The sequence below is a fragment of the Streptomyces sp. JLBG701 genome (assembly GCF_058544905.1).
In genome coordinates, this window is the sequence record NZ_CM178588.1 from 5,097,109 (window position 1) to 5,116,136 (window position 19,028).

The 19,028-nt window shown below is 69.7% G+C and carries 17 protein-coding genes; 8 read left to right on the forward strand and 9 right to left on the reverse strand.

Features of this window, described 5'->3' with window-relative positions:
• Window positions 1-117: 117 nt before the first annotated feature.
• The 3 genes from AC5DRG_RS23270 (at window position 118) to AC5DRG_RS23280 (ending at window position 3,796) form a co-directional block, all read left to right on the forward strand.
• The gene (locus AC5DRG_RS23270) at window positions 118-2,343 is read left to right on the forward strand and encodes an acetate--CoA ligase family protein (protein ID WP_491812549.1); all 2,226 of its coding nucleotides are present in this window, start codon (window positions 118-120) and stop codon (window positions 2,341-2,343) included.
• Window positions 2,340-3,125, forward strand: a complete 786-nt coding sequence (locus tag AC5DRG_RS23275; RefSeq protein ID WP_491812550.1) for an enoyl-CoA hydratase/isomerase family protein — start codon at window positions 2,340-2,342, stop codon at window positions 3,123-3,125. Before AC5DRG_RS23270 ends, AC5DRG_RS23275 begins: the two co-directional genes overlap by 4 nt.
• 65 nt (window positions 3,126-3,190) lie before the next feature.
• The gene (locus AC5DRG_RS23280) at window positions 3,191-3,796 is read left to right on the forward strand and encodes a flavin reductase family protein (RefSeq protein ID WP_491812551.1); all 606 of its coding nucleotides are present in this window, start codon (window positions 3,191-3,193) and stop codon (window positions 3,794-3,796) included.
• 25 nt (window positions 3,797-3,821) lie between these two features.
• On the opposite strand, the gene AC5DRG_RS23285 is transcribed toward AC5DRG_RS23280, so the two are convergent.
• Entirely contained in the window at window positions 3,822-4,124 is a 303-nt protein-coding gene (locus AC5DRG_RS23285) for a DUF7008 domain-containing protein (protein ID WP_491812552.1), read from the reverse strand.
• A 68-nt stretch (window positions 4,125-4,192) separates the two neighbouring features.
• On the opposite strand from AC5DRG_RS23285, the gene AC5DRG_RS23290 reads away from it, so the two are divergent.
• Both AC5DRG_RS23290 and AC5DRG_RS23295 read left to right on the forward strand, forming a co-directional pair.
• Window positions 4,193-4,372, forward strand: coding sequence for a hypothetical protein (locus AC5DRG_RS23290; RefSeq protein ID WP_491812553.1), 180 nt, complete (start codon window positions 4,193-4,195; stop codon window positions 4,370-4,372).
• A 193-nt stretch (window positions 4,373-4,565) separates the two neighbouring features.
• Window positions 4,566-5,969 (forward strand): AAA family ATPase, encoded by a 1,404-nt coding sequence (locus tag AC5DRG_RS23295; RefSeq protein ID WP_491812554.1) that lies wholly within the window; start codon window positions 4,566-4,568, stop codon window positions 5,967-5,969.
• On the opposite strand, the gene AC5DRG_RS23300 is transcribed toward AC5DRG_RS23295, so the two are convergent.
• On the reverse strand, window positions 5,966-7,312 hold the full coding sequence (locus AC5DRG_RS23300; protein ID WP_491812556.1) for an MFS transporter: 1,347 nt from the start codon (window positions 7,310-7,312) through the stop codon (window positions 5,966-5,968). The two genes, AC5DRG_RS23295 and AC5DRG_RS23300, sit on opposite strands and share 4 nt — an antisense overlap.
• A 71-nt stretch (window positions 7,313-7,383) precedes the next feature.
• Between AC5DRG_RS23300 and AC5DRG_RS23305 the strand changes: the two genes are divergently transcribed.
• Window positions 7,384-8,388, forward strand: coding sequence for a GlxA family transcriptional regulator (locus AC5DRG_RS23305; RefSeq protein ID WP_491812557.1), 1,005 nt, complete (start codon window positions 7,384-7,386; stop codon window positions 8,386-8,388).
• Window positions 8,389-8,426: 38 nt separating this feature from the next.
• Here the strand turns inward: AC5DRG_RS23305 and AC5DRG_RS23310 are convergent, their stop codons facing one another.
• The 3 genes from AC5DRG_RS23310 to AC5DRG_RS23320 all read right to left on the reverse strand — a co-directional run bounded on the left by AC5DRG_RS23310 (window position 8,427) and on the right by AC5DRG_RS23320 (window position 11,678).
• A complete protein-coding gene (locus AC5DRG_RS23310; protein WP_491813124.1) occupies window positions 8,427-9,479 on the reverse strand; it encodes an alcohol dehydrogenase catalytic domain-containing protein in 1,053 nt (350 codons plus the stop codon).
• A 28-nt stretch (window positions 9,480-9,507) separates the two neighbouring features.
• On the reverse strand, window positions 9,508-10,653 hold the full coding sequence (locus AC5DRG_RS23315) for an acyl-CoA dehydrogenase family protein (RefSeq protein ID WP_491812558.1): 1,146 nt from the start codon (window positions 10,651-10,653) through the stop codon (window positions 9,508-9,510).
• A 110-nt stretch (window positions 10,654-10,763) separates the two neighbouring features.
• Entirely contained in the window at window positions 10,764-11,678 is a 915-nt protein-coding gene (locus AC5DRG_RS23320; protein ID WP_491812559.1) for an SDR family NAD(P)-dependent oxidoreductase, read from the reverse strand.
• An 86-nt stretch (window positions 11,679-11,764) separates the two neighbouring features.
• On the opposite strand from AC5DRG_RS23320, the gene AC5DRG_RS23325 reads away from it, so the two are divergent.
• A complete protein-coding gene (locus tag AC5DRG_RS23325; RefSeq protein WP_491812560.1) occupies window positions 11,765-12,700 on the forward strand; it encodes a cyclase family protein in 936 nt (311 codons plus the stop codon).
• Between the two features lie 334 nt (window positions 12,701-13,034).
• On the opposite strand, the gene AC5DRG_RS23330 is transcribed toward AC5DRG_RS23325, so the two are convergent.
• The 4 genes from AC5DRG_RS23330 to AC5DRG_RS23345 all read right to left on the reverse strand — a co-directional run bounded on the left by AC5DRG_RS23330 (window position 13,035) and on the right by AC5DRG_RS23345 (window position 17,328).
• Complete coding sequence (locus AC5DRG_RS23330) at window positions 13,035-13,520, reverse strand: ATP-binding protein (RefSeq protein ID WP_491813125.1); 486 nt, start codon at window positions 13,518-13,520, stop codon at window positions 13,035-13,037.
• Between the two features lie 545 nt (window positions 13,521-14,065).
• A complete protein-coding gene (locus tag AC5DRG_RS23335) occupies window positions 14,066-14,986 on the reverse strand; it encodes an acyl-CoA dehydrogenase family protein (protein ID WP_491812561.1) in 921 nt (306 codons plus the stop codon).
• 3 nt (window positions 14,987-14,989) lie between these two features.
• Window positions 14,990-16,123: an acyl-CoA dehydrogenase family protein gene (locus AC5DRG_RS23340; protein ID WP_491812562.1), complete on the reverse strand. Its 1,134-nt coding sequence runs from the start codon at window positions 16,121-16,123 to the stop codon at window positions 14,990-14,992.
• Window positions 16,124-16,134: 11 nt separating this feature from the next.
• Entirely contained in the window at window positions 16,135-17,328 is a 1,194-nt protein-coding gene (locus tag AC5DRG_RS23345; protein WP_491812563.1) for an amidohydrolase family protein, read from the reverse strand.
• 163 nt (window positions 17,329-17,491) lie between these two features.
• Here AC5DRG_RS23345 and AC5DRG_RS23350 point away from each other — a divergent pair, with 163 nt between their 5' ends.
• Window positions 17,492-19,000, forward strand: a complete 1,509-nt coding sequence (locus AC5DRG_RS23350) for a class I adenylate-forming enzyme family protein (protein WP_491812564.1) — start codon at window positions 17,492-17,494, stop codon at window positions 18,998-19,000.
• Window positions 19,001-19,028 lie beyond the last annotated feature (28 nt).

Genomic DNA, 19,028 nt, shown 5'->3' on the forward strand with positions numbered 1-19,028 from the left:
CGAACGGCATGATCCTGAAGTTGAATTGAGGACCGACCAGTTCCTGACAGACCGTCAACTCTGTAATCTGACACTGCGTCAGTTAAATTGGCTGTCACACAGGAGCGGGGCGGACCGATGCTTGGATCAACCCACGGCACCCTCACCACCGACTCCCGCCGGGCCCGGGTCATCGCCTGCGGTGAGCAACCCGCGCCCGCCGTCCACGGCCGGCCCGCCGATGTCGACGATCTCGACGTCAGCGGCCGCCCGTTGTACGCCGGCGTCCCCGACCTCGACCGATTCTTCCGTCCCGAGTCCGTCGCCGTGATCGGCGCCTCGGACGCGGAGGGGCGGCCCAACACCGGCATCACCAGGCAACTCCTCTCCTGGGCCGAGCGGGTCGGCGCCCGGCTGCTCCCGGTGCACCCCACCCGCCCGTCCGTCTTCGGCATCCCCTGCTCCCCTTCCGTCGCCGACCTGCCTGAGCAGGTCGATCTCGCCGTACTGCTGGTCGCCGATCCCCTTCCCGTGATCGAGGAACTCGCCGAGGCCAAGGTGAAGTTCGCGGTCGTCTTCGCCTCCGGGTTCGCCGAGACCGGGGAGGAGGGCACGGTCGCTCAGGCCCACCTCGCCGCCGCGTGCGCCGGCTCCGGGATGCGGCTACTCGGACCCAACACCAACCTCAACGCCTTCGAGCGCTTCCGGGACGACCTCGACGGTCCAGCCATCGCCCTCATCACCCAGTCCGGGCACCAGGGCCGCCCCGTCTTCGCCCTCCAGGAACTCGGCATCCGCCTTTCCCACTGGGCCCCCACCGGCAACGAGGCCGATCTGGAGACCGCCGACTTCATCTCCTACTTCGCCGAACGCCCGGAGGTCGGCGCGATCGCCTGTTACGTCGAGGGCCTCAAGGACGGCCGCTCCTTCCTCCTCGCCGCCGACCGGGCCGCCCGGCGCGGGGTGCCGGTCGTCGCGGTCAAGGTGGGCCGCACCGAGACCGGCGCCCGCACGGCCGCCTCCCACACCGGCAAACTGACCGGCGCGGACACGGTGGTGGACGCGGCGATGCGGCAGTACGGCGTGATCCGCGTCGACGGTCTCGACGAACTCCAGGACACCGCCGCCCTGTTGGCCCGGGCCCGCGCACCCCGCGCCGACGGGGTCGTCGTCTATTCGATCTCGGGCGGCACGGGCGCGCACTTCGCCGACCTGGCGACCGAGGCGGGGCTCAGCCTGCCGGTGCTCTCCGAGGGCAAGCAGGCCGAACTGCACCAGTGGATACCCGAGTACCTGAGCGTGGCCAACCCCGTCGACAACGGCGGGCATCCCGTCGGGGACGAGCGCGGCCGGAAGATCATCGACGCGATCCTCGACGACCCGGAGGTCGGGGTGCTGATCTGCCCCATCACCGGGCCCTTTCCGCCCCTCAGCGACAAGCTCGTGCGGGACCTGGTCGACGCGGCCGAACGGACGGACAAGCTGGTGTGCGTGGTGTGGGGGTCGCCGGTCGGCACCGAGCCGGCGTACCGCGAAGTCCTGCTCGGCTCCTCCCGGGTGGCCACCTTCCGTACCGTCGCGAACTGCATCACCGCCGTCCGCGCCTACCTCGACCACCACCGCTTCACCGCCTCCTACCGCTCCCCCATGGACGAGGCACCGCGCACCCACTCCCCCTCCTTCCGCAAGGCCCACGCGCTGATGCGGCCGGGGCAGCAGCTGAGCGAGCACGCGGCGAAGCAGCTGCTGCGGGCGTACGGCATCCGCGTACCGCGCGAGCAGTTGGTGACCAGCGCGGCGGCGGCCGTGCGGGCGGCGGGGCTGGTCGGCTACCCGGTGGTGATGAAGGCGTCCGGCGCGCGGATCGCCCACAAGACCGAGCTCGGGCTGGTGAAGATCGGCCTCACCTCGGCCAGCCAAGTTCGCGACGCCTACCGGGAGTTGACCGACATCGCCCGCTACGAGGACGTCTCCCTGGACGGCATCCTGGTGTGCCAGATGGTCGAGCGGGGCGTCGAGATGGTCGTCGGCGTCACCCACGACCAGCTCTTCGGGCCGACCGTGACCGTGGGGCTCGGCGGCGTCCTCGTCGAGGTGCTGCGCGACACGGCCGTACGCGTGCCGCCCTTCGGCGAGGAGCAGGCGCGGGACATGCTGACCGAACTGCGCGGCCGGGCCCTGCTCGACGGGGTCCGGGGCCGCCCCCCGGCCGATCTCGACGCGCTCGTCGAGGTCGTCCTGCGCATCGAGCGCATGGCGTTGGAGCTGGGGGACGACTTGGCGGAGCTCGACATCAATCCGCTGCTGGTGCTGCCCAGGGGGCAGGGCGCGGTGGCGCTGGACGCGTTGGCGGTGTGCCGATGACGGAGATCACGCACACCATCACCGACCAGGTCGCCTACCTCACCCTCAACCGGCCCGAGGCCCTCAACGCCCTCACCCCCGCCCAACGGGACCGGCTCATCGGGCTGTTGGACCAGGCATCGGCCGATCCGGAGGTACGGGCGGTGGTCCTCACGGGGACCGGCCGCGGCTTCTGCGCGGGCGCGGACCTGCGGGGCACGGCCGCGACCGGGGAACGTATCGCCGGCGATGTCGCCCGCACCCTCCGCCTCGGCGCCCAGCGCCTCATCGCCGCCGTCCTGGACTGCGAGAAACCGGTGATCGCCGCCGTGAACGGCACGGCCGCCGGGCTCGGCGCGCATCTCGCGCTCGCCTGCGACCTCGTACTCGCCGCCGAATCCGCCCGTTTCATCGAGGTGTTCGTGCGCCGCGGCCTCGTCCCCGACGGCGGCGGCGCCTATCTCCTCCCCCGACTCATCGGCCCGCAGCGCGCCAAGGAGCTGATGTTCTTCGGCGACGCCCTCACCGCGGCCGACGCCGAGCGCCTCGGCCTCGTCAACCGGGTCGTGCCGGACGGGGAGTTGGACAAGACGGCCCGCGAGTGGGCGACCCGCCTGGCCACCGGCCCCACCCGCGCCCTAGCCCTCACCAAGCAGCTCGTCAACGCCTCCCTCGACACCGACCGCGCCACCGCGTTCGCCGCCGAGGCCGCCGCCCAGGAGATCAACATGACGACGGCGGACGCCCAGGAGGGAGTGGCGAGCTTCGTGGAGCGCAGAACCCCCGAGTACAAAGGCCATTGACGCTGCCGCTGGCCCCGCCCCACCCCTTCCAATCTGACATACCGTCAGCTTCAATGGGTGGCGTGATGGGACACGCAGGGATGGCCGCAGCCGCCGTCCGTTACCTCAGGTCGGCAGGGGCCCCGGCCCCCGTCGAAGCGCTGCCGCGCCCGGAGTTGCGGTGCGTCAGCGAGGACGAACGCGCCCCCGTCGACCAGACGGAATTCCGGCGCGTGCTAGGGAACTTCGCGTCGGGCGTGACCGTCATCACCGCATCCGGGGCGGATGCCGAGAACGGTCACCCACTCCCCGCCGGCTTCGCCTGCCAGTCCTTCTCCTCCCTCTCCCTCGACCCCCCGCTCATCGCCTTCATGGTCGGCCGTACGTCCACCACGTGGCCGCGCATCGCCCGCGCGGGCGCGTTCTGCGTGAACGTACTCGGCGCGCACCAGGGCGAGTTGTGCCGCGGTTTCGCGGTGAGCGGCGGGGACAAGTTCGCCGGCGTCGAGTTCGACGCGGCACCCGTCTCCGGCGCCCCGCGCCTCACGGGCACGCTCGCGTGGATCGACTGCACGATCCACGCGGTGCACACGGGCGGCGACCACCTGATCGTCGTAGGACGGGTGGACGCGCTGGGGACGGGTGCCGAAGACGGGGTTCCCCTGCTCTTCCACCGAGGACGGTTCCTCTAGGCGGCTATCCGCAGAGACTCCTCGTCTACCACCGCATCGGCTGCGAGTTCGCCCTCGGGCACAAGAGCCGAGGCAGAAGATCCGCGAGTGCCCTGAGCAGTGGCAGGGCCGACTCCGGGCGATACGCATGGGCGTGGGAATCGGCTTCGAGCTGGTCGAGCACTGCCCGGGCGCGCTCGTACTCACTCCAGCCCGCCCAGCCGATCGTCGTCGTGGGTGACAGGGGCGAGGCAGACGAAGCGAACGAAACGAAACGCTCGTTCGGCATGTCGAACTTGCCACGTTGTTTCCAGTAGGAGGGCCGGAGGCAGTCCGCCGCCATGATCATTTAACGAAGGTGGTTCTCGGCAGAAAGGGCGGGCGACTCGATGAGCGGCCGGGGGTAAGGGGGTGTGGGTGGCGATCATCCTGATCGGCGCATTGGTTGTCGCGGTGATCGCGGCCGGCATCTACTGGGCGGCGGGGTCCGGACGTCCGATCGGGGATCGCGCATTGAGCGCACCCAGGGCGGGCGGGGTCACGTTCATGGTCGTGGCGGGCCTGGCGCTCACGATCATGGCCTTCCTGAACGGGTGACCGGTTGGAGTACAGTCCTTAGGACTGCATCCCTAAGAAGTGCAGTCCTAAGGAATGGATACTCGTGCGCCAGCCAAAGCCCCCCAAGCCGTCCCGGGTTTTCGACCGCGGCCCCGAATGGGACGCGCTCACCACTTTCGCGAGCCGGCCCGTGCCTCACGCCGGGCTCGGGATCGTCAGCGGTAGACGGCGCATGGGCAAGACGTACCTGCTGAGGGCGCTGGTTGAGCAGTACGGGGGCTTCTACTTCGGAGCCACCGCCGGGACCGAGGCCGAGTCCCTCCGCCAGTTCAGCGCCGCACTGGCCGAGCATGTCGGCTCCCCCGCGCCCTTTTCATTCGCCACCTGGGACCACGCGATCTCGTATCTCTTCGGGCTCGCCACCCCCGGACAGCGGACTGCCGAGAGCCCAGTCGCGGCGGGCGCCCCCTTCCTGATCGTCATCGACGAGTTCCCGTATCTCGCCAAGGTGGCTCCCGAACTCCCTTCGCTCATCCAGCGCGAGATCGACCGCTTCCAGGTGGAGGAGAGCCGCGTGCGACTGCTCCTGTGCGGGTCAGCCATGTCCGTCATGGGCGGGCTGCTGGCCAGCACGGCGCCTCTGCGGGGACGGGCACAGCTCGAACTCGTCGTCCGGCCATTCGGGTACCGGGCGGCGGCGGACTTCTGGGGGGTGACGGCCGATCCCGCGCTCGCGGCCCGGCTGCACACAGTGGTCGGCGGCACCCCCGCCTACCGCCGCCAGTTCCTGGCCGACGACGTTCCCACAAGCCTGGACGACTTCGACAACTGGATTTGTCGCACAGTCCTCTCCCCGTACAGCCCCCTGTTTCGCGAAGCGCGGTACCTCCTCGCCGAGGAGACGGACATCCGCGACACGGCGCTCTACCACTCCGTACTGGCGGCCGTGGCGCAGGGCAATGCGACACGAGGGGGCATTGCGAGCTACATCGGCCGGAAGTCCGTCGACATCTCCCACCCCCTGAACGTGTTGGAAGACAGTCATCTCCTAGTTCGGGAGGCCGACATCTTCCGGGCGGGGAAATCGCAGTACCGCGTCACCGAACCCCTGATCAACTTCTACGAAGCCGTAATGCGCCCCGCATGGACCCGGCTGGAAGTCGGCCAGGCGGCGGAGGTGTGGGCACAGGCGGGGGAGCGCTTCGCCGCGCAGGTGGCCGGTCCGCACTTCGAGACGGTGTGTCGTGAATATGTGCTGGGCCCCGGGCGCTCGCTGCTGAGCACGTCCCTGGGCGAGGTGGGCAGCGGTGTCGTGACCGATCCGAAGGAACGCCGTCAGATCCAGATCGACGTGGCCATGGTCGAGCAGGGGTCCGGCGGAAACCGTCCCTCGGTCTCGCTCCTCGGCGAGGCGAAATGGGGCACGGTTATGGGTCTCGCCCACCTTGAGCGTCTGGGCCAGGCGAGGGAGCTGCTCGCCGGGCGCGGCTTGGACACCTCGCACTGCGGGCTGGCCTGCTTCAGCGCGGCGGGCTTCAGCGAGGCTCTGCGAACCGAGGCTGCACGCGGCGGAGTCCTGCTGATCGGTCTCGACGAACTGTACGGACGGACGATGCCAACCGGGTTCCTCGTCTAGCCCGCCGTCGCCGGCCTTCCCTCAAGGCCGACCACCGGCCTCCGCCGAATAACCAGCGCCATCAGCGCCGCCGCCGCGCACAGCGCGCCGGACGCGTACCAGATCATGTCGTAGGACCCGAACACGTCTCGCACCACGCCCCCGAGGAAGGCCACCAGCGCGGCGCCGACCTGGTGGGAGGCGAGGACCCAGCCGAAGACGATCGCGCTGTCCTCGCCGTACTGCTCGCGGCACAGGGCCACGGTGGGCGGGACGGTGGCGACCCAGTCGAGGCCGTAGAAGACGATGAAGAACAGCATCGACGGACGGACGCTGGGCGCCAGCAGCATGGGCAGGAAGAGGAGTGAGATGCCGCGCAGCGCGTAGTACGCGGCGAGCAGCCGGCGCGAGTCGAAGCGGTCGGTGAGCCAGCCGGAGGCGACCGTGCCGACCACGTCGAACACGCCGATGACCGCGAGGAGCGAAGCAGCCGCCGGGACGGGCATGCCGTGGTCGTGGGCGGCGGGCACGAAGTGCGTCTGGATCAGGCCGTTGGTGGAGGCGCCGCAGATCGCGAAGGTGCCGGCGAGCAGCCAGAAGGGGCCGGTGCGGGCGGCCTTGAAGAGGACGCTCACGGTGCGGCGAGCGGCACCGGGGACCGGGGCGGGCTTCGGTACGAACTCCTTCGCGCCGTACGGCTTGAGGCCCACGTCGGCCGGGTGGTCGCGCAGCAGCAGCCAGACGAAGGGGACGACGATGAGGGCCGCGAGCGCCACCGTCACGGCCGCCGGACGCCACTGGTAGGTCTCGACCATCCAGGCCAGCACCGGCAGGAAGATCAGCTGGCCGGAGGCCGAGGCGGCGGTGAGGATGCCGGTGACCAGGCCGCGCCGCTCGGTGAACCAGCGGTTGGTGACGGTCGCCGCGAAGGCCAGCGCCATCGAACCCGAGCCCAGACCGACCAGCAGCCCCCAGCACAGCAGCAACTGCCAGGCCGCCGTCATCCACACCGTCAGGCCCGAGCCGATCGCGATCACCGTCAGGGCCACGGCGACGACCTTGCGGATACCGAAACGGTCCATCAGGGCCGCCGCGAAGGGGGCAGTGAGGCCGTACAGCGCCAGGTTGACCGAAACCGCCGCACCGATCACACCATGCGACCAGCCGAAGTCCTCATGGAGCGGGTCGATGAGCAGACCCGGCAGGGACCGGAAGGCGGCGGCGCCGATGATCGTCACGAAGGTGACGGCGGCGACGAACCAGGCGCGGTGGATGCGCGAGGTGCGCGACCCGCGCGGCTTACGGGGAGAGCGGGGGGATCGGGAGTCCTCGACAGCTGCGGCGGATTCGGTTGTCTGGGTCACGACATACAGCTTCCGGCCTGCGATCCGTCCGATCGAGTGGCCCGAGGGTCAGCATTCGCTAGGATCGGGCCATGGCCACTACGAGCACCGTGCCCGCCTTCCGCCCGCACCGCGTCGTCGTCCTCGCCCTCGACGGCCTGCTCCCCTTCGAGCTGGGCATCCCGCACCGGATCTTCGGCCGCCCCAAGGACGCCGAGGGGCGGCATCTGTACGAGGTCGTCACCTGCTCGATCCGGCCGCCGGGCCCGGTCGAGACCGACGCCGACTTCGACATCCACGTCGCGCACGGCCCACAGGCCCTGGCCACCGCCGACACGGTCATCGTCCCGGCGTCGTACGAGCTCGGCCCGGTCTTCGAGGAGGGCGTCCTGACGGACGAGCTGGCCGCCGCCTTCGCGCACATCCGGCCCGGCACGCGCCTCGCGTCGATCTGCACGGGCGTGTACGTCCTCGCCGCCGCCGGGTATCTCGACGGCCGCCCCGCCACCACGCACTGGGCGGACGCCGACCACTTCCAGGAGACCTTCCCGCAGATCAGGGTCGACGCGGACGTCCTGTTCATCGACGACGGCGACGTACTGACCTCGGCCGGCGTCGCGGCCGGCATCGACCTGTGCCTGCACATGGTGCGCCGCGACCACGGCGCCGCCGTCGCCAACGACGTGGCCCGCCGCACGGTCGTACCACCACACCGCGACGGCGGACAGGCGCAGTTCATCCAACGCCCGGTGCCGGAACCCCAGTTGGCGACCACGACAGCCGCCCGCGCCTGGGCACTCGGCCGGCTCCACGAACCGATCCAGCTGCGCGACATGGCCGAGCAGGAGTCCATGTCCGTACGCACGTTCACGCGCCGTTTCCGCGAGGAGGTCGGCATCAGCCCCGGCCAGTGGCTCACCCAGCAACGCGTCGAACACGCCCGCCACCTCCTGGAGTCCACGGACCTCTCCGTCGACCAGGTGGCAAGGGACGCGGGCTTCGGCACGGCCCAGTCGATGCGGCAGCACTTGCAGACGGCACTGGGGGTGACGCCGACCGCGTATCGCCGGACGTTCCGGGAGGTGAGTCCCCTCTAGACCTCTAGACCCTCTAGGCCCTCCAGCCCCTGTGAGGCCTAGAAGGTCAGCACCCCGCGAGCCACCCGCCCCGCCTCCGCGTCCGCCGCGGCCTTCTCGAAGTCCTCGATCGGGTACGTCTCGGTCACCAACTCGTCGAGCAGCAGCCGCCCTTCCCGATACAGCTCGGCGTACAGGGCGATGTCCCGCTGCGGCCGGGACGACCCGTAGCGGCAGCCCAGGATCGACTTGTCCAGGTACATGGACGAGACAAGGAAGGATGCCTCGGCCGTAGCCGGCGGGACGCCGAGCAGGATCGCCTGGCCATGGCGGTCGAGCAGGTCGACGGCCTGTCGGATCAGCTCCACCCGGCCCACGCACTCGAAGGCGTGGTCGGCGCCCGTGGGCAGGATGTCCCGCACTCCGTCCGTCGAGGTCAGGAAGTCGGTCGCGCCGAACTGCCGGGCCACCGCCTCCTTCGCCGGATTGGCGTCCACGGCGACGATCCGCAGCGCGCCCGCGATCCGCGCGCCCTGGATGACGTTGAGCCCGATCCCGCCCGTGCCGATCACGAGCACACTGTCCCCGCGGTCAACCTTCGCCCGGTTGAGCACGGCGCCCACCCCGGTCAGCACCCCGCAGCCGATGAGCGCGGCGGACGGCATAGGGATGTCCTTGGGTATGCGCACGGCCTGAACCGCTTTCACCACGGTCCGTTCCGCGAAGGCCGAGTTGGACGCGAACTGGTACACCGGCCGCCCGTCGCCCCGCGTGAACGGCTGCCCCGGCCGCCCTATGGCCTTCCGGCACATGGTCGGCCGCCCCCGGTCGCACTCCGCGCACGCACCGCAGTTCGCGAGCGTAGACAGGGACACATGGTCACCGACCACCACATGGGTGACGCCCACACCTACGGCCTCGACGACCCCGGCACCCTCATGCCCAAGCACCACAGGAACGGGAAAAGGTATGGTCCCGTCCACCACAGACAGATCGCTGTGACACAGCCCCGCAGCCGAGATCGCGACCAGCACCTCCCCAGGCCCCGGATCCCGCACCTCCAAATCATCCACGACCTGGATCTGCTCCCCGTCGAAGACCACACCCCGCATCCCACCGCGCATCACGGCCACCACTCCCCTATCCCTTGGGTTCCCTCGGCAGGCCGAGCACGCGCTCGGCGATGATCGTGCGCTGGATCTGGTCCGAGCCGCCGTAGATCGTGTCGGCCCGGGAGAACAGGAACTGCTGCTGTGCCAAGTCGAGTTCGTACGGCGCCGAGGCCGACCAGTCCACCGGCCCGACGCCCGCCTTCACTCCCCGCACCTGCATCGCCAACTCCCCGAGCCGCTGATGCCACCCGCCCCACAGCAGCTTGGCCACACTCGAAGCCCCCGCATCGGCCGAACCCCCCAGCGTCCGCAGGGCGTTCCACCGCATCGTCCGCAACTCGGCCCACTGCCGCACAAGCCGATCCCGTACGACCGGATCGTCCACCGCCCCCGTCTCGACGGCCGTCCGCACGACCCGCCCCAACTCCTGTGCGAACCCGACCTGTTGGGCGAGCGTCGACACCCCCCGCTCAAACCCGAGCAGGCTCATGGCAACGCGCCAGCCCCCACCCTCACCCCCGACGACATGCTCCGCACCTGCGAGTGCCCCGTCGAAGAACACCTCGTTGAACTCACTCGTCCCGGTCAACTGCCGTATGGGCCGCACCTCGACCCGCCCCGGCTGATCCATGGGAACAAGCAGAAAACTCAGCCCGTGATGCCGACGCGACTCCGGATCGGTTCTAGCGAGAACGAAGCACCAGTCAGCCTCATGGGCGAGCGACGTCCAGATCTTCTGCCCCGTGATGCGATACGTCCCCTGCCCATCCCGCACGGCCGAGGTACGAATCCCGGCCAGATCCGACCCCGCCCCCGGTTCGCTGTACCCCTGACACCAGAGCTCGTCACCGGCGGCAACGGGGGGCAGGAAGCGGGACTTCTGCTCGTCGGTGCCATGGGCGAGGAGGGTGGGCGCGAGCAGGTTCTCCCCGATGTGCCCGGATCGCGGGGGCGCGCAGGAACGGGCGTACTCCTCGGCCCAGGCGACTTGTTGGGTGAGGGTGGCGGTGCGATTGCCGTAACCATCCTCGGGCCAACCAAGCCCAATCCACCCGGCTTTACCGAGGGTCCTCTCCCAAGCGCGCCGATCGGACACGTCCACGGCATGCACCACAAGCCATTCCCGAGCCTCGGCACGGAACGCCTGATCCTCGGCGGTGAATCCAAAATCCACGGGGGTCTCCTCTCAACACCGGACGCGCATACCTCCCTAGGGGCGCGGGGAACTGCGCGACCAGCCACAACAAACCCGCAACCGCCAAACCACACATCCCCCCCACCCCACTAGGCGTTAGGCCGACTCCCCTCCCGCGCAGCCCTCTCCATCTCCTGCAACCGGGAGAGCATCGGCATCGGATCCACCCCCACGGTCCCCGGCAGAAACTCCGCGATCCTCTCCGGCGTCCAGGCGGAGCCCTCCGCATACCCGGCCCGCAATTCCCTCGGCTGCGCCCAAACCGCGATCTTCGGCCCGGCAATCGTGTAAACCTGCCCAGTGATGCCCGCATCCCGCGCCCGGTCAGACAGCAGATACACGACCAACGCAGCCACATCCTCCGGCTCCCCGATCTCCGCCAACTCCATAGGAACGTTCGCCGACATCCGTGTACGCGCCACGGGGGCCACCGCATTCGCAGTCACCCCGTACTTGTTCAACCCCAGCGCGGCACTCCGGACCAGCGAGATGACCCCACCCTTGGCCGCGCTGTAATTGGCCTGCGAAACAGACCCCTGGTGATTCCCGCTGGTGAACCCGATCAGCGTCCCCGCCCGCTGCTTCCGCATCACCGCAGACGCCGCCCGAAAAACCGTGAACGTCCCCTTGAGATGGGTCGCGACAACCGGATCCCACTCCTCCTCGGACATGTTGAACAGCATCCGCTCGCGCAGGATCCCGGCGACACACACGACGCCATCGATCCGCCCGTACGACGACAGCGCCACGTCGACGACCCGCTGCCCGCCCGCCATCGTGGAGATGTCGTCGGCCACCGCGACCGCTTCCCCACCGTCCGCCTCGATCTCCTTGACCACGCCGTCCGCGATCTCGCTGGTGGGAGAAGCCCCGTCCATGGCAACGCCGTAGTCGTTGACGACCACCCGCGCCCCCTCCGCGGCGGCGGCCAGCGCGACGGCCCGTCCGATCCCCCGCCCCGCACCGGTCACGGCGACGACCTTGCCTGCCAAGAAGTTCCCCACGTCCGGCCCCTTCCCGCGGTTTCTGACGGACCGTTAGATTTTATGACCCGTCAGATACCTGGAGACAAGCCCCGGGGAGGACCCAGATGTCACTGCCGACGCTGCATCCCGAGTTTCACGACATCGCCAAGCGCGTGAACAACTGGGGCCGTTGGGGGGCGGACGACGAGATCGGCACCCTGAACCTGATCACCGACGAGGTCGTCCGCGAGGGTGCCGCCACCGTCCGCACCGGCCGCCGCGTACCCCTGGCGCTCCCCCTCCAACAGGACGGTGTACAGACCGGGTTGATGCCGGGCAGGGTCAACCCCCTGCACGCGATGGTGCAGATCAACCAGGAGATCTTCGGCCCGGGGACGGTGGGGTGCAGCGACGACGCGGTGACCATGGGCCTGCAGGCCGCGACCCACTGGGACGCGCTGACCCACGTCTCGCACTCGGGCAAGCTCTACAACGGACGGTCCGCCGACACCATCACCCCGCACGGCGGCGCCGAGTTCAGCGGCATCGACAAGGCGCGGCACATCGTCTCGCGCGGGGTACTGCTCGACGTGGCCCGCGCACGGGGCGTGGACCGGCTCGACGGCGGGCACGCGGTCACGCCCGAGGATCTGGAGGCCGCCGAGGAACTCGCCGGTACGCACGTACGGGCCGGCGACATCGTGCTCGTACGGACCGGGCAGATCCAGGTCTATCTGGCCGGGGACCGGGACGGGTACGGCTATCCGTCGCCGGGGCTGTCCGTCCGTACGCCGGAGTGGTTCCACGCGCGCGATGTCGCGGCCGTCGCGAACGACACGCTCACGTTTGAGATATTTCCGCCCGAGATCGAGAATCTGTGGCTGCCCGTACACGCGCTGGATCTGGTCGAAATGGGGATGTTGCAGGGCCAGAACTGGAATCTCGAAGAGTTGTCCACAGCCTGTGGACAAGAGAACCGGTACGCGTTCCTGCTGTCGGCGATGCCCGAGCCCTTCGTCGGCGCGACGGGCACCCCGGTGGCGCCGATCGCCGTCCTGTAGGACCAGGAACCGTCGGCTGAAGACCGTCGGCCGACGGCGCGCCGCGCCCGCCCCGAGCACTGCACCGCGCGCCGACGGCCGAACACGACCCACACTCGCCGAGGGATCCCGTCACCGAACCCTCGTCGTCCCCTCGCGGCGAATCGTTGAGCACAAGCGTGATCAAACGACCACGGAACGTCAACACCCGATCGGGGATTTGTCACTTAGGCCCGGTTTGCCGCAGGCGCGCACGGAAGCACATCCCGGCGCACGCATCCACCTCAAAGCAGGACCAGCGGAATCCCTGCATCCCTGCATCCCTGCACCACACATGCAGGATCTTCCGGTCCGCCTAGACCGCCTCGTAGGCCAGTCCGTCGTACGCCGCACCCTCGTAGCCCGACGCGTCCGCTTCCCGCTCCACTCCGGCCGTCCGGCACTGCGTGGATCGGTCGAGCTCGCACCAGATGCTCTTACCGACGCCCTCGGGGCTCCACCCCCAGCGATCGGCAAGGCAGTCGACGAGTGCCAGCCCGCGACCGCCGGTCTCGTCGCCGTCCACCCAGCGGGGCACCGGGGCCCGGCTGCTGGCGTCGGCGACCTCCAGGCGGACCGTGGAGTCGACCCCCTCCACCGACCTCTCCGCCGGCAGGGACAGCCGCAGCACGGCCGGAGAACCGGTGTGCACCACGGCGTTGGTGACGAGTTCGGAGACGAGCAGGATCAGCGCCTCGGCGAGCGGTTCGTCGGCCTCCACCCCGGACCCGGCGAGCCGCGAACGCGCCCACCTCCGGGCTCTCCCCACCTCGGCGGGGTCGGGCCGGATCTCCAGCTGCACTTGAAGCACCTGCACCGCTCACACCATCCGAACCGGCGGACACACAGCCTCACGCCACATAGCCTCGCGCCACACCAGCGCCACGACGAGGGCCACGATCGTAGCCATTTTCTGCATGGCCAGAACAATGGCCAGAGCAAGGGTCACGGAACGTGAATCCCTTACGAGACAGCATGGTTGACGTACAGTCACCCCAACAAGCGCTTCGGGCATATTCCAGCGCGAAGGAGTACCCGTGCGGCATACTGTGCGACGCTCTGTGCGGGGAGTCGAACAAGCGGGGGGCGGAAGCCTTCCCACCCTGCGAGCAGGGGCGCGCGTCGCCGGATCCGGGGCCGCCTCACTGGCAACACCGGCCTGGCTCGTGCTCGGAACCCCTCGCATCCCACAAAAGGTACCGGAGCGGAACGCCGACTCCAGGACGTGACGAGTCACCCTTAGGACACAACCCGGTATCAACGCTCCGTAATTCCGGTATGCCACAATCCGCGACACTCGCTCCCGGCCTCTTCCGGCGTCCCCCGCTGATGCCGCAGGCAGACGCCCTAACGGCCCACCCCGGCGAGCAGATCGGCCGCGAGCAGCTCCTCACTCTCCGTGCCGCCGCCTCCACGGTGCGTCCGCACCCAGGCCCGTTTCAGATGCAGGTGCACCTCGGACTCCCAGGTGAAGCCCATGCCGCCGTGCACCTGGAGGCAGTCTCGGGCGCCCCGCACGGCGGCCTCGTCGGCGAGCAGCCGGGCGGCGGCGATGTCCACCGGGTCGGCGGTGACGGCGGCCGCGTACACCGCGGCCCGGGCCACCTCGGCCCGCACCAGCAGCTGCGCGCACAGATGCTTGACCGCCTGGAAGGCCCCGATCGGCTGCCCGAACTGCTCGCGCGTCCGGGCGTGTTGCGTCGCCAGCTCACAGGTGCGAACGGCGGTGCCGAGCTGCTCGGCGGCGGTCAGGAGTACGGCCACGGGGTCGGCGGGCGCCACGGCTCCGGGCACGCGGTGCAGGGGCGTCAGCGGGTCCACCGACGACAGCGGTACGGCCCCCTCGGCACCCCGCCGGACGACGTCGGCCTCGTCCAGCCACTCCACGATCCCGCCGTCCACGGCGGCCACGACTGTCTCCCCGGTGGCCGCTCCCGGCACGTCCCCGGCCGCCAGATGCGTGGCCACCAGCGGCCCGGGCAGCAGCGCCCTCCCCGCCTCCTCGAACGCCAACACGGTTTCCGGAAGCCCGAGTCCGGCCCCTCCGTCCGCCTCGGGCAGCCGCAGAGAGAAGAAGCCCAGGTCCCCGAGAGCTCGCCACAGCCCCCGATCGAGACGTAGCCGGGATTCGCCGGGCTGTGCAGTGCCGGGTAGGGGCGCGGGGAACTGCGCGACCAGCCACGACGGACTCGCGGACAATCGACGACCGAGCACATCCCGCACAGCGCCTTGCAACGCCCGCTGCTCCTCGGTCAATTGAAACCGCACCGCTCACCTCCCCTTCGGCAGCCCAAGAATCCGCTCGGCCACGATGTTCTGCTGAATCTGCGAGGTACCGGCCGCGATGGTGTACGACAGCGACGACAACCGGTCGAGCATCCAGGGCGCGTCCAGGTCCAGGGATCCCGGCCCCAAAACCTCCGCTGCGGCGTCGTAGAGCTCCTGACGGGCATGTGAATACCTCAGTTTGAAAACCGAACCCCCCACCCCCGGAACGCCCCCGCTCTCCTCCGCCTCGCTCACGTTCCACTGGGTCAGCCGCCACAGTGCCCGGAACTCGGCGTTCAGCCGGCCCAGGCGGCGCCGCAGCGCGGGATCGTCCCAGCGGCCGTTCTTCCGTGCCTCGCCGGCGAGTTCGCCCAGGACGCGGCGGCAGGCGACCACCTCGCCCACGAAGGCCGTGCCGCGTTCGAAGGACAGGGTCACCATCGTCACGCGCCAGCCGTCGTTCTCGTCCCCGACCCGGTTGGCGACGGGTATGCGCACGTCGTCGAGGAACACCTCGGCGAACTCCGCTGACCCGGCCAGGGTCCGCAGCGGCCGTACGGTGATGCCTGGCGCGTCCATCGGCATGGCGAGCCAGGTGATGCCCCGATGCTTGGGCGCCAGGGGGTCGGTGCGGACCAACAGCTCGCACCAGTCGGCCACTTCGGCGTGCGAGGTCCAGATCTTGGACCCGTTCACCACATAGTCGTCGCCGTCCCTACGCGCGCGTGTGCGCAGTGCCGCGAGGTCGGATCCGGCGTCCGGCTCACTGAAGCCCTGACACCAGACCTCGTCACCGCGCAGGATCGGCGGCAGCCAGCGGGCCCGCTGCTCGGCACTCCCCTCGGCGGCGATCGTCGGCCCCGCGTGCAACAGCCCGACGAAACCCGCCCCCACATAGGGCGCGCCCGCCTTCTCGGTCTCCTCCAGGAAGATCAGCCGGGTGGTCGGGGAGGCGTCCCAGTGGACGTCGGCGTACCCGGCGTCGTACAGCATCCGCTGCCACCCGAGGTCGTACGCGCGCCGCCCGGGCCAGTCGTCGGGCGAGGGCTTGGGCGGCAGCGAGGGAAGCGTCTTGCTCAGCCACTCCCTCAACCGCGCCCGGAACTCCTCCTCTTGGGGTGTGCAGGCGAGATCCATTACGAGATCCCTTACTTGTCGAGGTCCAGATCCAGCATGCGGATCGCGTTGCCCCGCATCAGCTTGTAGACCGTCTCGTCGTCGAGGCCCTTCACATGGTCGAGGGCGACCTCCTTGGTGTGCGGGAAGGTCGAGTCGACGTGCGGGTAGTCGGTCTCGAAGGTCGCGTTGTCACGGCCGACGACGTCCAGGGACGCCACGCCGTGCTTGTCGCGGAAGAAGCAGCAGAAGATCTGCCGGTAGTAGTACGTCGACGGCGGATCCGGGATCAGATCCTTCACGCCGCCCCACGCGCGGTGCTCCTCCCAGACGTCGTCGGCGCGCTCCAGGGCGTACGGGATCCAGCCCATCTGCCCCTCGGAGTAGGCGAGTTTGAGCGTCGGGAACTTCACCAGCACCCCGCTGAACAGGAAGTCCATCATCGAGGCCATGGCGTTGTTGAAGGACAGCGAGGCCTGGACGGCGGGCGGGGCGTCCGGGGAGGCGGCCGGCATCTGGGAACTGGACCCGATGTGCATGTTGACGACCGTCCCGGTCTCCTGGCAGACCGCGAAGAACGGGTCCCAGTAGCCGGAGTGGATGGACGGCAGCCCGAGGTGGGTGGGGATCTCGGAGAAGGTCACCGCCTTCACCCCGCGCGCGGCGTTGCGCCGGATCTCGGCGACCGCCAACTCCACGTCCCACAGCGGGATCAGGCACAGCGGGATGAGCCGCCCGCCGCTGTCGCCGCACCACTCCTCGACCATCCAGTCGTTGTAGGCGCGCACGCACGCGACCGCCACTTCTTTGTCCTGCGCCTCGGCGAAGGTCTGACCGCAGAAGCGCGGGAAGGTGGGGAAGCAGAGCGAGCCCTCGACATGGTTGAGGTCCATGTCCCGCAGCCGCTCGGCCGGGTCCCAGCAGCCGCGCCGCATCTGCTCCCTGGTGATCCCCTCCAGCGTCATCTCGTCGCGGTCGAAGCCGACGGCGGCGATGTTGCGCTTGTACGGGAACTTCAGGTCCTCGTAGATCCACCAGTCGGTGGGCGGGCCGTCCGGATCCATGGTGATCCGGTACTTGCCGCCGACGTACTCCAGCTCGCCGATGCCCGCGGTGAGGGGCTGGGGGCCGCGGTCCCGGTACTTCTGCGGCAGCCAGGTCTCGAACAGGTGCGCGGGCTCGATCACATGGTCGTCGACGCTGATGATGCGGGGCAGTTCGGTCATGGGTCCCCTCCGCCTGACACGACAGCTATCTGATGGACCGTCAGATTCGCTTTGCCGAGCAGGCTAGCCCCGCACCCCTGGACCGACAAGGCGCCGAGCCCTACGCTCTGCCCACGATCTGACTGTCCGTCAGCTAATCCGCCATCCAGAAGGGGCTGCTGCCATGAGTGAGACCGCCCACGCACTGAGCGCGTCCCGCACGCTCTGGGAACTGGTGGCCCGCCGCGCGAACCTCACCCCCGACCGGCCGCTGTTCCTCCAGGACGACCGGTCGCTGACCTTCGGCGAACTCCGCGACCGCGCCGAACGGGTCGCGGCCGGCCTGTACGACATGGGCGTCCGCCCCGGCACGGTCGTCGCCTGGCAGCTCCCCACCCGCATCGAGACGGCCCTGCTGTCCTTCGCACTGGCCCGCCTCGGCGCCGTACAGTCGCCGGTCATCCCCTTCTACCGGGACCGCGAGGTCGGCTTCGCGCTGCGCGAGTCCAAGGCCGAGTACTTCGCCGTACCGGGCGTCTGGCGCGGCTTCGACCACACGGCGATGGCGCGGCGGCTCGGCGCCAAGGGGATCTTCGAGGCGTACGACACCCTGCCCGACGGCGACCCGTCGCTACTGCCCGCTCCGCCCTCCGCGGGCACCTCCGTCCGCTGGATCTACTGGACCTCGGGGACGACCTCGGACCCCAAGGGCGTGCTCCACACGGACCGTTCGCTCATCGCGGGCGGGTCGTGCCTGGCCCACGCGCTGCGGCCCTCGGCGGGCGACGTGGGCTCGATCGCCTTCCCCTACGCGCACATAGGCGGGCCCGACTACACCGTGATGCTGCTGCTGTACGGATTCCCGGCGGTGATGTTCGAGCAGTTCGCGCTGCCGGACGCGCTGGAGGGGTATCGCAAGCACGGGGTGACGGTGGCGGGCGGGTCCACGGCGTTCTACTCGATGTTCCTGGCGGAGCAGCGCAAGCAGCCCGGGCAGAAGGTCATCCCTACGCTGCGGCTGCTGGCGGGGGGCGGGGCGCCCAAGCCGCCGGAGCTGTATCACGCCGTCGTACGGGAGATGGACGTGCAGCTCACGCACGGGTACGGGATGACCGAGGTGCCGATGATCACGATGGGGGCGCCGGACGACACGGAGGAGAACCTCGCGACGACGGAGGGGCGACCGCCGGAGGGGATGGAGATACGGATCGTGGAGGGGGAGGTGCGGCTGCGCGGCGAGGCGGTGTGCCGGGGCTATCTGGACGCGGCGCAGACGGCGGAGGCGTTCGACGGGGAGGGGTTCCTGCGCACCGGTGACCTGGGACGGCTGACCCACAGCGGGCATCTGATCCTCACCGGCCGGCTCAAGGACGTGATCATCCGCAAGGGCGAGAACATCTCCGCGAAGGAGATAGAGGATCTGCTGCACCAACACCCGGGGGTGGGCGACGTCGCGGTGATCGGGCTACCGGACCCGGAGCGCGGGGAGTTGGTGTGCGCGGTGGTGGAACAGCCGGACGGGGCCGAGGAGTTGACCCTGGCCGCGGTGACGTCGTATCTGCGTGGGGAAGGGCTGTCGGCGCACAAGCTGCCGGAGCGGCTTGAGGTGGTGGACGCCCTTCCTCGCAACGAGACCTTGCGGAAGGTGCTCAAGTACAAGCTGAGGGAACGCTATTCGGCAAGGGTCGAGTGAAGGTGCCCTGAAGGGGCGCGGGGAACTG